14 protein-coding genes are annotated in these 14103 nt (G+C 32.6%); 5 read left to right on the top strand and 9 right to left on the bottom strand.

Features of this window, described 5'->3' with window-relative positions:
- Positions 1 to 105 precede the first annotated feature (105 nt).
- Complete coding sequence (locus M4L39_RS00105; RefSeq protein ID WP_277580154.1) at positions 106 to 1089, top strand: choloylglycine hydrolase family protein; 984 nt, start codon at positions 106 to 108, stop codon at positions 1087 to 1089.
- A gap of 142 nt (positions 1090 to 1231) precedes the next feature.
- Here M4L39_RS00105 and M4L39_RS00100 read toward each other — a convergent pair whose 3' ends face one another.
- The 4 genes from M4L39_RS00100 to M4L39_RS00085 all read right to left on the bottom strand — a co-directional run bounded on the left by M4L39_RS00100 (position 1232) and on the right by M4L39_RS00085 (position 4694).
- The gene (locus M4L39_RS00100) at positions 1232 to 1798 is read right to left on the bottom strand and encodes an NADPH-dependent FMN reductase (RefSeq protein WP_277580153.1); all 567 of its coding nucleotides are present in this window, start codon (positions 1796 to 1798) and stop codon (positions 1232 to 1234) included.
- 10 nt (positions 1799 to 1808) lie between these two features.
- Positions 1809 to 2870, bottom strand: a complete 1062-nt coding sequence (locus M4L39_RS00095) for an LLM class flavin-dependent oxidoreductase (RefSeq protein ID WP_277580152.1) — start codon at positions 2868 to 2870, stop codon at positions 1809 to 1811.
- 13 nt (positions 2871 to 2883) lie between these two features.
- Positions 2884 to 3810 carry a VOC family protein gene (locus M4L39_RS00090; protein WP_277580151.1) on the bottom strand — a complete coding sequence of 309 codons (927 nt, stop codon included), beginning with the start codon at positions 3808 to 3810 and terminating at the stop codon, positions 2884 to 2886.
- Positions 3811 to 4067: 257 nt separating this feature from the next.
- Positions 4068 to 4694, bottom strand: a complete 627-nt coding sequence (locus M4L39_RS00085) for a GntR family transcriptional regulator (RefSeq protein ID WP_277580150.1) — start codon at positions 4692 to 4694, stop codon at positions 4068 to 4070.
- Between the two features lie 107 nt (positions 4695 to 4801).
- Between M4L39_RS00085 and M4L39_RS00080 the strand changes: the two genes are divergently transcribed.
- From M4L39_RS00080 to M4L39_RS00070, 3 genes are read left to right on the top strand one after another with little or no spacing between them, the layout of a single operon-like run.
- Positions 4802 to 5677: an NAD(P)-binding domain-containing protein gene (locus M4L39_RS00080; RefSeq protein WP_277580149.1), complete on the top strand. Its 876-nt coding sequence runs from the start codon at positions 4802 to 4804 to the stop codon at positions 5675 to 5677.
- 13 nt (positions 5678 to 5690) lie between these two features.
- Positions 5691 to 7073 carry a four-carbon acid sugar kinase family protein gene (locus M4L39_RS00075; RefSeq protein WP_277580148.1) on the top strand — a complete coding sequence of 461 codons (1383 nt, stop codon included), beginning with the start codon at positions 5691 to 5693 and terminating at the stop codon, positions 7071 to 7073.
- Positions 7074 to 7089: 16 nt separating this feature from the next.
- Positions 7090 to 8451, top strand: a complete 1362-nt coding sequence (locus tag M4L39_RS00070) for a gluconate:H+ symporter (protein ID WP_277580147.1) — start codon at positions 7090 to 7092, stop codon at positions 8449 to 8451.
- Between the two features lie 74 nt (positions 8452 to 8525).
- Here the strand turns inward: M4L39_RS00070 and M4L39_RS00065 are convergent, their stop codons facing one another.
- From M4L39_RS00065 to M4L39_RS00050, 4 genes are all read right to left on the bottom strand, one after another.
- On the bottom strand, positions 8526 to 9203 hold the full coding sequence (locus M4L39_RS00065; RefSeq protein WP_277580146.1) for an ABC transporter ATP-binding protein: 678 nt from the start codon (positions 9201 to 9203) through the stop codon (positions 8526 to 8528).
- 17 nt (positions 9204 to 9220) lie between these two features.
- Positions 9221 to 10270 (bottom strand): ABC transporter permease, encoded by a 1050-nt coding sequence (locus tag M4L39_RS00060; RefSeq protein WP_277580145.1) that lies wholly within the window; start codon positions 10268 to 10270, stop codon positions 9221 to 9223.
- 210 nt (positions 10271 to 10480) lie between these two features.
- Positions 10481 to 10909 carry a pyridoxamine 5'-phosphate oxidase family protein gene (locus M4L39_RS00055; RefSeq protein WP_277580144.1) on the bottom strand — a complete coding sequence of 143 codons (429 nt, stop codon included), beginning with the start codon at positions 10907 to 10909 and terminating at the stop codon, positions 10481 to 10483.
- Between the two features lie 90 nt (positions 10910 to 10999).
- Positions 11000 to 11575 carry a LysE family transporter gene (locus M4L39_RS00050; RefSeq protein WP_277580143.1) on the bottom strand — a complete coding sequence of 192 codons (576 nt, stop codon included), beginning with the start codon at positions 11573 to 11575 and terminating at the stop codon, positions 11000 to 11002.
- Between the two features lie 129 nt (positions 11576 to 11704).
- Here M4L39_RS00050 and M4L39_RS00045 point away from each other — a divergent pair, with 129 nt between their 5' ends.
- Positions 11705 to 12253, top strand: coding sequence for a helix-turn-helix domain-containing protein (locus M4L39_RS00045; RefSeq protein WP_277580142.1), 549 nt, complete (start codon positions 11705 to 11707; stop codon positions 12251 to 12253).
- An 86-nt stretch (positions 12254 to 12339) separates the two neighbouring features.
- Here the strand turns inward: M4L39_RS00045 and M4L39_RS00040 are convergent, their stop codons facing one another.
- Positions 12340 to 13905 (bottom strand): alanine/glycine:cation symporter family protein, encoded by a 1566-nt coding sequence (locus M4L39_RS00040; protein ID WP_277580141.1) that lies wholly within the window; start codon positions 13903 to 13905, stop codon positions 12340 to 12342.
- Positions 13906 to 14103 lie beyond the last annotated feature (198 nt).

Here is a 14103-nt window from a genome sequence, read left to right as displayed (position 1 = left end):
TTAGTATTAATATAGTAAGAAGTTTCCTAATATAGAGAGTAACAAGAAACTGAATGTAATCACTATAGATAGAGATTAAGCATAGCGTAAAGGAGTAGATTATGAATGTGTACAGGATTTTCATTCTTATCAAAGAGTAACCAGGCAATCTTAGGACGTACAATGGATTTTGTCTATCATTTAGATGGTCAACCAGCAGTACAACCGGGTCATTTTTATTGGGAATCACGTGTTGGATATAAAGGTGAGACTTTATATGGTTTTATCGGAGCAGGCAGTGATATGGCTGGTTTCGTATTTGGAGACGGCGTAAATGAACACGGCGTGGGTGCTTCCGTACAGTATTTTAGAGGCTATGCATCGTATGCTTCAGCAGCAAGAGAAGGATTTATGAATATTAGCCAAAATGAAATTATTACATGGATACTTGGCTATAATAAAAATATTGACGATTTAATCGACAATGCTAAATCAGTTAATGTGGTAGCACATGTAGTAAACGAAATTGCAGAAGTCCCACCACTGCATTATCACATTTCTGATGATACAGGAAGATCTGTCGAGCTTACATTTCAAGATGGCCGTATCGTCATAAATGAAAATCCAATCGGCGTATTAACGAATAATCCAGATTTAAACTGGCACTATGAAAATTTAAGAAACTATACAAATGTTACGCCGCATAAACCACAGGAAAGTAGATTTATGGGGCAACCGCTAAAATCCTTAGGAAATGAAGGTGGCACTTATGGTTTGCCAGGCGGCTATACAGCACCAGAGCGATTTGTGCGAACTGCATTTTTAAAAAATCATCTTATAAATAGTGACAACCCTGAATATGATGTATTGGATGCTTTTAAATTATTAGACGGTATTAGTATTCCTAAAGGCGCTGTGCGTGATGAAAATGGAGAATTGCATTATACCCTTTACCAAACTGTGTTCAATTTAACGACACGCACGATGTATGTTAAATGGTACGATACAAATCAAATAACTGAATTACAATTAACTGAAGACCTCATCACTAAAAAAGACATTACTGTTTTTGAAACTGCTGAAGGTTTAGTTACCAATAAATTGAATTAATAAAACATTAGTAATAATGATGAAAGATTAAAAAATACGGAGAGGCGATGATATGTATCGTTTTTCCGTATTTTTTATAAAAACACAACAACTTTATAATTAAAGATTAGTGTACTTAAGTTTAATTCGTGAAATTTATATACTAAAAGTCATATTGATCATTTTCTTCTTCTATTATTTGTGAATATACTTTGGAGACGCGTAATGTTGAAGTAGCTAATTCATCTATTCTAAATAAAATATCATCATTTACAATCGTACCTTGAGAGAAATCACGTTCTTCTATAAATACATAAGTTTGAATAATGTGAGCTTTCATATAACCTAATATTGGTTTTAATTGTGTTTCAGGAATTAAATAATGCTTAGGCGAACCGGCCGTAGCTATGATTCCGATAACTTTATCTCTAAAGGCGTTAACAGGAAGTAGGTCAAATACGTTTTTTAAAGTGCCAGGAATTGAAGCTTGGAATATTGGGAAACCAATAAAAATAATATCAGCTTGCATTAAGGCAGTAGTGAATTCTAAAGTATCTCCTGAATAATCTAAATAATTACGACCATCACTAAATGACAAATTTAAATTTTTTGGATCAAAAAATTGAATTTCATGTTCTTCTTGTTGATGAGAAATTGCTTCGTTTAAATATGTCATAGCTGTACTTGTTTTAGAACCGACAGTTGAACCGGATAGAATTACGGTTTTCATGTTAAGTCACCTACTTTTTCAAATGTTTTTTGACTCCAGGTATAATTTCATTACCAATAAGGTCGATATTTTTCATAATTTTATCGAAAGGGACGCCACCAAAATCAATTTGGGCCATAAATCTTTGGTGATTATATAACTCATGTTGATAAAGTATTTTTTCAATAATTTGCTGTGGACTTCCTACCATTAGGGCATCTCTATAATCAGGTGTATTTGCAAATTGTTGTTTTGGATAACCAGTACCTCTTATAAATGACATACCGACGTTAATATGAGGATAAAATTCTCGCAAAGCAGCTTGTGTTGTATCAGCAGTATAGAATAAACTTGCTGTAGAAACAGGCAATGCTTCTGCGGAATTGTCAAAGCCATATTCTTTGGCAGTTAAACGGTATTCGTCTATAGAATTTTTAAATGCCATTGCTGGACCACCTAAAGTTGTAATCATCATTGGAATACCTTGACGGCCAGCCTTGATTGCACTAGCAGCAGGTCCACCTACCGCTCTCCAAATTGGTAATACATTATCAACGGGCCTTGGATAAATTTCCATGTTGTTTAAGTCGGGTCTGAACTTACCAGACCAAGTAATTTTATTTGTTTTATTAAGTTCTAACAGTAAATTTAATTTCTCTTCATAAAGTTCGTCGTAGTCATTTAAATCTAAACCAAATAAATCAAATATACCAGTGCGCGATGCTCTTCCCGCTACAATTTCTGTACGGCCGTGAGAAATAAGGTCTAGTGTTGCAAAGTCTTCAAAAACTCTAACTGGATCAGCTGCACTTATAATGGAGGATGAACTAGAGATTTTAATTGAGTTTGTAGCTTGTGCGATTGCACCTAAAATAACAGTGTGTGCCTGTGTAGTAAAATGTTCTTGGTGGCTTTCACCAACGCCGAAAATATTGATACCTGCTTGTTCGGCTAATTGACTCGCTTCAATTAATTCTTGTATACGTTTTTCAGAACTTACTTTTTTACCTTTATGAGGATTAAGTAAGTGGTCTCCAAGTGAATAAAGACCAAATTCTAATGGGCTGTTTTCATTCATTTTTAATTTAGCCATATCGTATCATCCTTTATAAATCATGTAGTTTAGATTCTATTTCTAATCTTTGGTCTTCCAAGAAATCTGGTAAGTTGAGTTCTTCACCTAGGTTTTCAATATCTGTATCAACCGTAAATCCTGGTGAGTCGGTTGCAAATTCATACATAATACTATTATGACGATAATAAAGAGACTTGAAAAAGTAGCGGTCTATAATGCCACTATTATTTCCTGGGTTATGGTTTATGGTATTTAATACGGCCACTAAATTTGAATCTTTTGGCGTGTTTACAGCGATATGATGCACATATCCTTGGCCAGGACGCGCACGCTCTCCTTGCTGTTCAATAACCACGAAATCAGTATACAAACCTTCTTGATCTAATGTCATAACCGTTTCGTCAGTGTCTTGACGAGGCGCGTAATTTAATTTGTTTTTTAAAAAATCGATTGTTGGTTGAGCTTCACGTACTCTAAGTTCAACGGGTCCCATACCTAGTATTTGATGTTGTACCGGAACATCTGTATAAGGATTTTTTCTCCACGTCGTTGGGATTTTATAGTTATCGTTAACAAGCAATAATATTTCTAGATTATCTACATCTTTAAATAACAGTGCCGGCTGATTTAAATACGTCATATCAGTTGTTGTAATGTTGGCATCTGTGAGGCGTGATTTGAAATAAGATAGCGCAGCTTCATTTGGGACAAGTAATGATAAACGATGGATAGAATTTGTACCAGGACGATTCTTACCTACATTCGGAATTTCAAAAAAACTTAATAACGTGCCAACAGAGCCAATTTCATCCCCAAAAAATAAGTGATACATAGTTGGATTATCTTGGTTTACGGATTTTTCTACTAAGCGTAACCCTAATATTTGAGTATAGAAGTCTTTATTTATTTGAGCATCTTTTGTATACATTGAAATGTGATGATGACCGATAATATTCATACGTGTACCCCCGCATTATGATAATTTCTAGTTTTAATACTCATTACCTATTTAAAAGAAAATAAACTGATGTAGTATAAAAAGTATACTAGTTATCTATAATATATGTCGAAAGCGGAAAAAAAGCAATAACTGTGAACTATTTAAGTTATCTATAGTTTCCATTTAAATTATATTAGTTCTACAAATCTATAATTGATCGAAATAAAAATAGGCATGGATACATTGAATTACTGTGTATCTATGCCTATTTGATGTTATTCAGTTTTTTTAAAATCTAAATAATAGAGACTGAATTCTAAATCATTTTTTAGATGTGTTTCTAATAATTCAACAGCTAAATCTATGTCTCTGTTAAAAAGTGCCAAAACAATTTCTTTGTGTTCTTCGATTAACCCAGGGCGGCGTTGATTAATGACAGTTTGGCTAAATAGATAGATAAAACTTTTGTATTTTTGATATGTGTCGAGTATAAATTGATTATTTGTTGCAGCAATAATTTTTTGATGGAACTGGTCATTCGTTTCAATAATTTTATCTTCAGATTCTTTATCGATATTTATTTCAGCATACTTATTTAGTTCTTCTAAATCTGCTTTTGTGTATACAACTGCTGCTTTTCTTAATGCATATGTTTCTAATAAAATACGCATTTCAAAAATTTGTCTATATTCTTCACTTGTTGGCATGAAAATATAAGAGTTTTTAATGAAATATTCTAATTCTAGTTGTTTCAAAGCCTCGCGTATAGGTGTTCTACTCACATCATACTTCTTCGCAAGTTTAGCTTCTGTAATCTTTTCATCTTTTTTTAATTCACCAGAAATAATATCATTTCTAATTTTTTGATAAATAGTTAATTCATTAGTGTTCAATTTATTCACCTCATTATGATAAGTGTACTATAAAAAATCCTTTGAGAAAATGTATACATTTTATATCTTTTGGTATACACTTATTTTTGTAAACGTTTTCAGGAAGGGTGTAATTTATGAAAATAGGATTTATTGGTCTCGGTATAATGGGAAAACCAATGGTTAAGAATTTTTTAAAAGAGAATATGACGGTTTTCGTTAATGATTTGAATAAAGAAGCAGAACAAGAAGTTATTAATGAGGGCGCACAAGCAGTATCCATACAAAAAATGGCTCAAGAAGTAGATCACATTATTACTTCATTACCTAATGGTGAAATTGTAAAAGCAGTTTTATACAGCGGAAAAGATGCAATTTTAAACCAGTCAGATATTAGTGTTCAGTCAGTAATTGATACAAGTTCGTTAACGCCAAACGAGTCATTAGAGATAAGTAAAATTTTGAAAGAAAAACAAGTTAAATATATAGATGCACCTATAAGTGGCGGGGAGCCACTAGCAATTACAGGTGAACTCTCAGTCATGATTGGTTGTGATGAATCAGATTTAGAAATCGTTCAGAGCGTTCTAAAGCCTATTGCAAAATCTGTGATAAGAGTCGGTGATGTCGGTGCAGGTAGTGTTGTTAAACTTGCGAATCAAATTATAGTAAATACAAATATTGCAGCACTTTCCGAAGCAGTTGTACTTGCGAAAAAATTTGATATTGACTTAGAAAGTATGTATGAGGCAATTAAAGGTGGCCTTGCAGGTTCAAATGTTATGGAAGCAAAATTTCCTAAGATGATTGAAGAAGATTATCAACCTGGTGGAACACTTAATATAAACCTAAAAGATATGAAGAATGTAAGTTCGACCGCAGATACAATTGGATTAACATTACCTTTAGCAAACCAAGTCAAAGAAATATATAAATCAGAAGTAGCTCAAGGAAATGGTGCAAATGACCATTCTGGCATTATAAAATATTTTGAAAAAATTAATAATATATAGATGAGGTGAGAAAATGCTAACTGAAGATTTAATTAATCAAAAAAACAATGATGATATTCATAAACGATTAAATGACTTTAAATATAAAATAATCGTATTGGATGATGACCCAACTGGTACACAGACGGTTAAAGACTTACCTGTGTATACAGGTTGGTCGGAAGATTTAATTGAAGATGGCTTTAAGCAAGAGAATCATATGTTCTATATATTAACTAATTCGAGAGCGTTGAATGAACAAGAAACAACGAAATTGCATCATGAGATTAGTCGGAATATAGAATTGGTTTCTCGACGTTTAGACTCTCCGTATATTGTAATTAGTAGGGGCGATTCTACTCTAAGAGGTCACTTTTACTTAGAACCTAAGGTCTTGAGTGACGCTTCAGAACAAGCATTTGATGCGGTGTTTTATTTACCAGCGTTTTTTGAAGGTGAAAGGTATACATATAAGGGCATACATTATCTTAAAGAAGATGGGAAATATACACCTGTTTCTGAAAGTGAATTTGCCAATGATACTACGTTTGGTTTTGAATCACAACTGATGGCAGACTTTATAGAAGAGAAGAGTTCTGGGGATACTAAAGCTGAACATGTACACCATATTACACTATCTCAAATAAGAGAAAGAGATAAAGAAAGTATATTACAGACATTTCACGCTGTATCAAATTTTGATGCAGTAGTCGTAGATGCATTAAACGATGAAGATATGGATTATTTTGTCTCTTGTTTAACAGCATTTTTAGCTAGTTATGATAAAAAGTTTATATTTAGAACAGCAGCGTCCTTTGTAAAATCGATGTGTCAGACCCCAGGTGAAATCATTAATCTAAATCAATTTAGTAATAATAACCAAGGTGGTTTGATTATCGTTGGATCACATGTGAAGAAAACATCATCACAATTACATCATTTACTCAATAACACTCATATCACACCAATTGAATTTGATGTTAAATCAGTTACTAAAACAAATTTGAACATTTATATAGATAAAAGAATTCAAGAAGTAGAAGCATTAATTAAAAATAGTAAAGATGTGGTGGTCTATACTTCTAGAGATGTTATTAAGACCGAAGATTTAACAAATAATTTAGGGATTTCTACTAATATTTCAAATGCTTTGGTAGAAATTGTAAGGGGATTAAGTATAAAACCAAGGTTTATTATTGCAAAAGGCGGAATAACTTCTAGTGATGTTGCAACTAAAGGTTTGAAAATTAAAAAAGCACAGGTAATTGGACAGATAACTCAAGGTGTTCCGGTGTGGTTGACTGGTGAAGAAGCAAAATATTCTAAAATGCCTTATGTTATTTTCCCAGGAAATATCGGTAGTACAGATACGTTAACAAATGTATACAAAATGAACAGTAGTATAAAAGAGAATTAGAAGGTAGGGAGATAAAATGATGGGAGAAATGTGGCCATTAATTGCTGTAGTAATAGGGGTACTTATATTATTAATGCTAATTATTTGGTTTAAATTAAATACATTTATTGCATTAATCATTACTTCAATGGTAACGGGTATCTTGTTAGGTATGCCTTTAGACACGATTGTCACAACTATTGAAAAAGGTATGGGTGATACTCTAGGACATATTGCCATCATCTTTGGTTTAGGGTCCATTTTAGGTAAACTTTTATCTGACGGTGGTGGCGCAACACGTATTGCAGACACACTTATAAACGTTTTTGGTGAAAAATATGTGACATGGGCTATGATTATTGCTTCATTTATTATTGGTATTTCATTATTCTTAGAAGTAGCATTTGTATTATTAATTCCATTAGTATTTACATTAGCAAAAAGAATGGAAATCTCAAATCTAAAAGTTGGGTTACCGATGGCAACATCAATTGCTATAACACATGGATTTTTACCACCACATCCAGGTCCTGTAGCGATTTCTGAAGCTGTTAATGCAAACATTGGTTATGTGTTAATGTATGGAATTATCATAGGCATTCCATTAGCGATTATTGTTGGTGGAACATTCCCTATAATTGCGCATAAACTGACGCCAGAAGCTTTTAAAAGAGAAGGAAATCAAGCAGCAGTTGGCGAAATGAAGGAATACGATCAAGATCAATTACCTAGTTTTGGTATTAGTTTACTAACAGCACTTGCTCCGGTTATATTAATGTTATTGGCGACAGTGGTACAACTCATTACTGGTAATGATGATGGTAATGCAAAAGGATTTGAAGGTTTCATTTACTTTATTGGTACTTCTGTAACTGCAATGCTTATCGCTGTGTTATTTGCAATATATACAATGGGAATTAGAAGTAAACAAACTATGAAACAAATTATGGATACTGTTTCTAACGCAATTACACCAATTGCTATGTTAATACTTATCATTGGTGGTGGAGGAACGTTTAAGCAAATATTAATTGATGGCGGTGTTGGTGACACTATATCAGAAATATTTAAAGGCACAGAAATGTCACCGATTATTCTTGCATGGTTAGCCGCTGCTTTATTACGTACAGCATTAGGATCAACGACAGTAGCAGCGATTTCTTCTGTAGGAATTGTATTACCATTATTGCAAACAACAGATGTGAATATTTCCTTAGTAGTATTAGCAATTGGAGCAGGGAGCATTTTCTGTTCTCATGTTAATGACGCAGGTTTCTGGATGTTCAAAGAATACTTTGGATTAACTATGAAAGAAACATTTTTAACATGGACACTACTAGAGTCTATATTATCTGTGGTAGGTCTTATTTTAATATTAATTGCAAATTTAATTATATGATATTAATTAGTAATCAAAAGATAAAAACCCCTTCATAATAATCACTTGCATGTGACTGCTATGAAGGGATTTTATTATGCTTTGTTATCCTGAGTCAGCGTAAGAATACCGTCTTCCATATGGTATACACTGTCACAATACTCAGTTAGTCGTTCATCATGTGTAACAACGATACAAGTTTTGTTTTGTTCCAAAGTTTGTTCTTTTAAAATTTTCATTACTTCCATCGCATTATTCGTGTCTAATGAAGCGGTTGGCTCATCAGCTAAGATAATTGATGGCTTTGTATAAAGTGCTTTAGCAATCGAAACGCGTTGCTTCTGTCCGCCAGATATTTCACTTGGAAGTTTATTCTCAAGAACCTCAATATCAAGTTGTTTAACAAGTTGGTTATAACTTGCTTCGTCTAGTACATCTTTTTTCTGTTTTTGTAGTAATTTAAATTGTTGTTTTACATTTAAAAATGGCACAAGATTTGTAGCTTGAAGAATAAAACCGATTTCTTGCATCCTCGTTTTTGCTAATTCTTTCAGTGACAGTTGAGACACTTGTTTATCATTGATGATAATTTCACCGGATGTGGGCGTTTGTAACGCGCCGGCCATTGTTAGGAATGTACTTTTTCCAGAACCAGAAGGTCCAATAATGGCAACCAGTTCATTTTTATTAAATTTCAAAGATGTAGGTTTTACAGCTTCAATTATTTGATTCCCATCTTTAAAGCTTTTAGTAACGTTTTTAAATTCTAGCATTTATTATACACTCCTATTTATCCTATTGCCTTGAGTGGATCTACTTTTCTAATCGTCAATATCGAGAAGAGGCTACCTAATAGAGAAACTATGATAAGGACGACGCCATATATTAATAACGTAGTAACATCAAATTTAACTGGGACTGCACTTGGTAGAAAAGCACCAGTAAGTAAAGTTAGCGCAAGACCAATCACTGTACCAATCATCGCAATGATGAATGTTTGTGATACTACAACTTTTGCTAAATACCCATTTGTGAAACCTTGTGCTTTTAACACACCGAATAAATTTGTTTTTTGTAACGTAATGACATATAAAAAGATGCCAATCACTGTTGCAGAAATAATAAATAGAAATGTAATCATAAAGTTTAATGTTAGGTTTTGTGCTTGATAACCAGGTAAGTTTTCAACGAAACTTTCAATTTCTATAGCTTCTAAATCACTATTTAAATCCTGTTCATTCCAATTTTTATCTCTGAGCACGACCGCATTGGTTTTATCTTTATCCAATGAAGGATTAATTTTTTGTATTGTATTATTATTAGAAAACAGTACTGGAGAGGCGTTGTATTTAGCACTTTCACTAAAGCCTACAATTTCCAATTTTTCATCTGATTGTGATAACGATAATTTATCTCCTATTTTAAATCCTTTATCTTTTAAAGTTTCGTCTCCCACTACTTCATTATCGGATTTAGTCTGTTTACCTTCTATCATATCAGGTACAAGGAAAGAATCAGGAGTGACACCAAACAGTAAAGCATTTTCTTCTGTCTTACCATTAGAAGCAATAACACCTGTCTGTTTTAAAGCCGTTTGTTTATCATATGTATTTGCGACATCATCTTTATTGAAAGAAGACTGTTCTACAGTTTCATTTGCATCTTTATTTAACACAATAGCATCGGCTTGCCATTTATCGATACCTTCTCTATTCATATTCATCAGACCGCTTGCTAAGCCGGATAAAAGGAAGAGTAGATAACTGATCATAATTAAGACACCGATAATCAAGCTGAATTTTAGCTTGTTACGCTTAATTTCATTCCATGCTAAAAACATAAATTACCTCCTATATGTAATTGCTCTTTATATTTATATAAATTAAAAAATTCATGTTCAACTTATTTTATGAAGCTTGCTTCTATAATAACCTATTTAAATATATAATGTATTCATTTTCTATGTAAAAAAGACAGCATATCTTAAATAGTAGATTATAAAATTAAAACACTTGTATAAACAAAAAGCTTACACAAGTGTTTTTAAAATTTATACTTCAAAATTTATAGTTTCTGGTTCGTCTAATGCTTTATCATTCATTATCTTAATAGATTTTGGCTGAGCTTTAACTACGCATAATTTTGGGTCATTTTTGTTATCGAAAAATGATTTATCTTGGCTTTGCCATAACCAATCAATTGTTTCTTGATCTTGACTAATTGATAATGTGGCATCAATTTCTAAAAAACTACGATTATTTGTATCATCGTAACCAATTAAAATATTTGCACGTGGGTTCGACTCAATTTCGTCAATTTTTATTGAGCTAACATTCGTTTTCGTATAAAGCGTGTTGCCGTCATTATAAAAAATCATATATCTACTGTTAGGTACATTATTATATGCGGTAGATAGCACGCCGACACGTGACGTATTAAGTATTTCATTAATCTTGTTCGATAAATTAGTATTATTCATATATGAATCACCTCAACATACTTATTCCCTAATAGTGAGAATTTAAAAGTAAATTCTGAGAAAAACTAATAAAGTCCAATTTGATAATAATCATTCTAAAATCATCATGAATGCTAAAACTACAAGACATGCAGACATGCTAACTTTATAGGTAATTTCATATTTTAATAGGATTTTTTTAAAACAAAGCCCCATAACAGCCCACGCGACTGCGCCTGAAACACCGATAAGTGCAATGATAATTGTATAACTCAGTGTAGCAAGAAAACTTATATTTTGAGTAGTTACATAAGTCACAATAGCAGTAAGTACATAAACGATTGTTTTAGGATTCATATATTGAAGAAGTAAACCATCTCTCAAACGATACGTATTGCTTTGTTGAGCGTCTTTACTATCATGTTTAAATACAGAATAAGCAAGATACAATAAGTAAATAAACCCTACTATTTTTATTACAAATATAAAACTTGAAAAATAAGCAGCCATATATTCACTAAATAACAAGCAAAACATGGAAAGTGTTAGAAAACCTAATCCAATCCCAATTAAGAATTTCGCGGTGCCTTTAAGACCTAATTTTAAAGCACCATCTAATGCTAATAAATTGTTAGGGCCAGGTGTATAGCTCATAAAAAACGTATAAAAAATAAATGATATGAACAAATTGCATTCTCCTTACGTTATCCTGTATTATGGAAATATAATAATAAAACTTCCGCTCAATAGGATATTTCCTTTAAAGAGGATTTTATATCCATTAAAAAGGAAAGTCAACATAAAAGGGGTATAATAATGGAATTTCATAAAATAGTAGCTAAGAATATTTACTTATATAGAAAGAAAAATAAGATTAGTCTGGAAAAACTATCAAAGCTCACAGGGGTAAGTACATCCTCATTGAATGAAATTGAAAAAGGTAATACGATTCCTTCAATAAATACTGTTTGGAAAATTAGTAACGGTTTAAAATTATCGTTTAGTAGTTTAATGAATGAGGCAGAGTCAGATTATACACAGTTAAAAAAAGAAGAGGTTGTGCCTGTTACTGAAGATGAGGGGAAATATCGTGTTTACCCATACTTCCCATTTGAAAAGAGTAAGTCCTTTGAATTCTTTTATGTAGAGCTCGATCCAGGAGCAACTTTGGATGCAGAACCCCATTTATCCGGTTCAGAGGAATCGATTATTGTAATTGATGGACAATTAGAAATGCATTTAGAAAATGAAACACTACAATTAGGTGAAGGAGATGCTTTGAGATTCAAATCAGACATCGCTCATAGTTATGTTAATAATGGAGCAAATATGACTCTAATATCTATGGTTATCGATTATCAATAAATTCAAACCCATATCCTCGACGTACTAGAGGGCATGGGTTTTGTTATATAATTTATACTACAAAACTATGTTTAAAAGATTTATTATTATTGTTTATCCGGATCATCTTTATGTTTTTCTCTATTAAACCAAAAATATGCATTAGGAGCATCTTGCTGAGTTGGTTTATAAACAGCCAAACTGCCAGATCCTTTCGATTTTTTCTGATTTTCAAAATCTTTTAAAGCACGAAAGGCTGGCTTACATAAAATCCATATAGCTATAATATTAAGCCATGCCATCATGCCAACACCTACATCTCCCATTGCCCACGCAGCATCAGCAGTTTTAATAGTGCCATATGCAGTGGCAAAAATAAGCAGGAAACGGATCAATGTAATATAAAATTTTGATTTTTTAGCACTCATATTTCTAGTAAGATATGCAATATTTGTTTCAGTAATGTACGAATAAGCCAATATGGTTGTAAATGCAAAGAAAAACAATGCAATAGCTATAAAATAAGAGCCGAAACCAGCGAAATTTGGATCAAATTGGTAGCTATCGCCTTGAAATGCTTTATCGATACCAGATTGTACATACATAGCAGTCCCAGAGAAATCTTTTGAGCCGTCTGCATTCAATACATAAACACCATTATCTTCTATTAAATTAGGATGTCCTTGTGAATTCTCCGTGCCATCTGTTGTATTATAAGTTCCTGAAATTAAAATAATTAATGCAGTAGCTGTACAGACAAAAATGGTGTCTATATAAGCTGAGAAAGCTTGTACAAGTCCTTGTTTAGCTGGGTGAGATACTTCTGCTGCTGAAGCCGCATGGGGTCCTGTCCCTTGACCTGCTTCATTTGAATATAATCCTCGTTTTACACCAATTTCAATCATTGCGCCAATAATTCCTCCAAAAGTAGATTGCAACCCTAATGCAGATTTAAAAATAAGTGCGAACAATTCAGGGACTTTTTCAATATTTAAAAAAATAATAATAACAGCTAATAAAATGTAAGCTATAGCCATAAAAGGAACAATTGCTGTTGCCATACTTGCAATGCGTTTAATACCACCGAAAATGATAGGTGATAGTAATATTACGAGGAAAATAGTAATTGCCCATTTTGGAATACTAAAAGCACTATGTAATGAAGTCGCAATGGCATTGGACTGTACCCCTGGCATTAAAAGACCAATCGAAATGATAGTCACTATAGCAAATATCAGCGCAAATATTTTTCCAAACTTGCCCCCAATACCGTTTTCAATGTAATAAGCAGGTCCGCCTCTATATTCTCCATTTTCTTTTTGTTTATATATTTGTCCTAATGTAGATTCTACAAATGCAGTGCTTGCGCCTAGTAAAGCTGTTACCCACATCCAGAAGACTGCACCGGGGCCGCCAATAAATATTGCTGCTGACACGCCAACGATATTTCCCGTGCCAACTCTTCCTGCTAATGATAATGAAATAGCTTGAAAACTAGAAATACCTTGAGGAGATTTTTCTCCTTTAAATAATAAACGTATCATTTCTTTAAATTGTCTCACTTGTGCGAAACGAGTGATAAGTGAAAATATCAGTCCTGTTATTAATAAGCCAAAAACTAGCGGCGGACTCCATATGACTTTATCTAAGAAATCAATGAACTCTGTAATCAAATTAACTCTCCTAACATAAAATGGATTTTTTACTGATTTATGTAAGCGCTTGCTCGCAATTGTACACGTCTGAAATCTGTGAGCAAGAGTGTCAATTAATTCGTTAACATTTTAATGAATTAAAATATAGAATTGATTTATAATAATTTTATGTATGAAGTGATTTAAAATAATGGATGAAATTTAATATAGAATATA

The sequence above is a fragment of the Staphylococcus equorum genome (assembly GCF_029531845.1).
Lineage (GTDB): Bacteria > Bacillota > Bacilli > Staphylococcales > Staphylococcaceae > Staphylococcus > Staphylococcus equorum_C.
The sequence above is the reverse complement of the archived record's forward strand: the minus strand, read 5'-3'. Positions and strand labels throughout refer to the sequence as shown.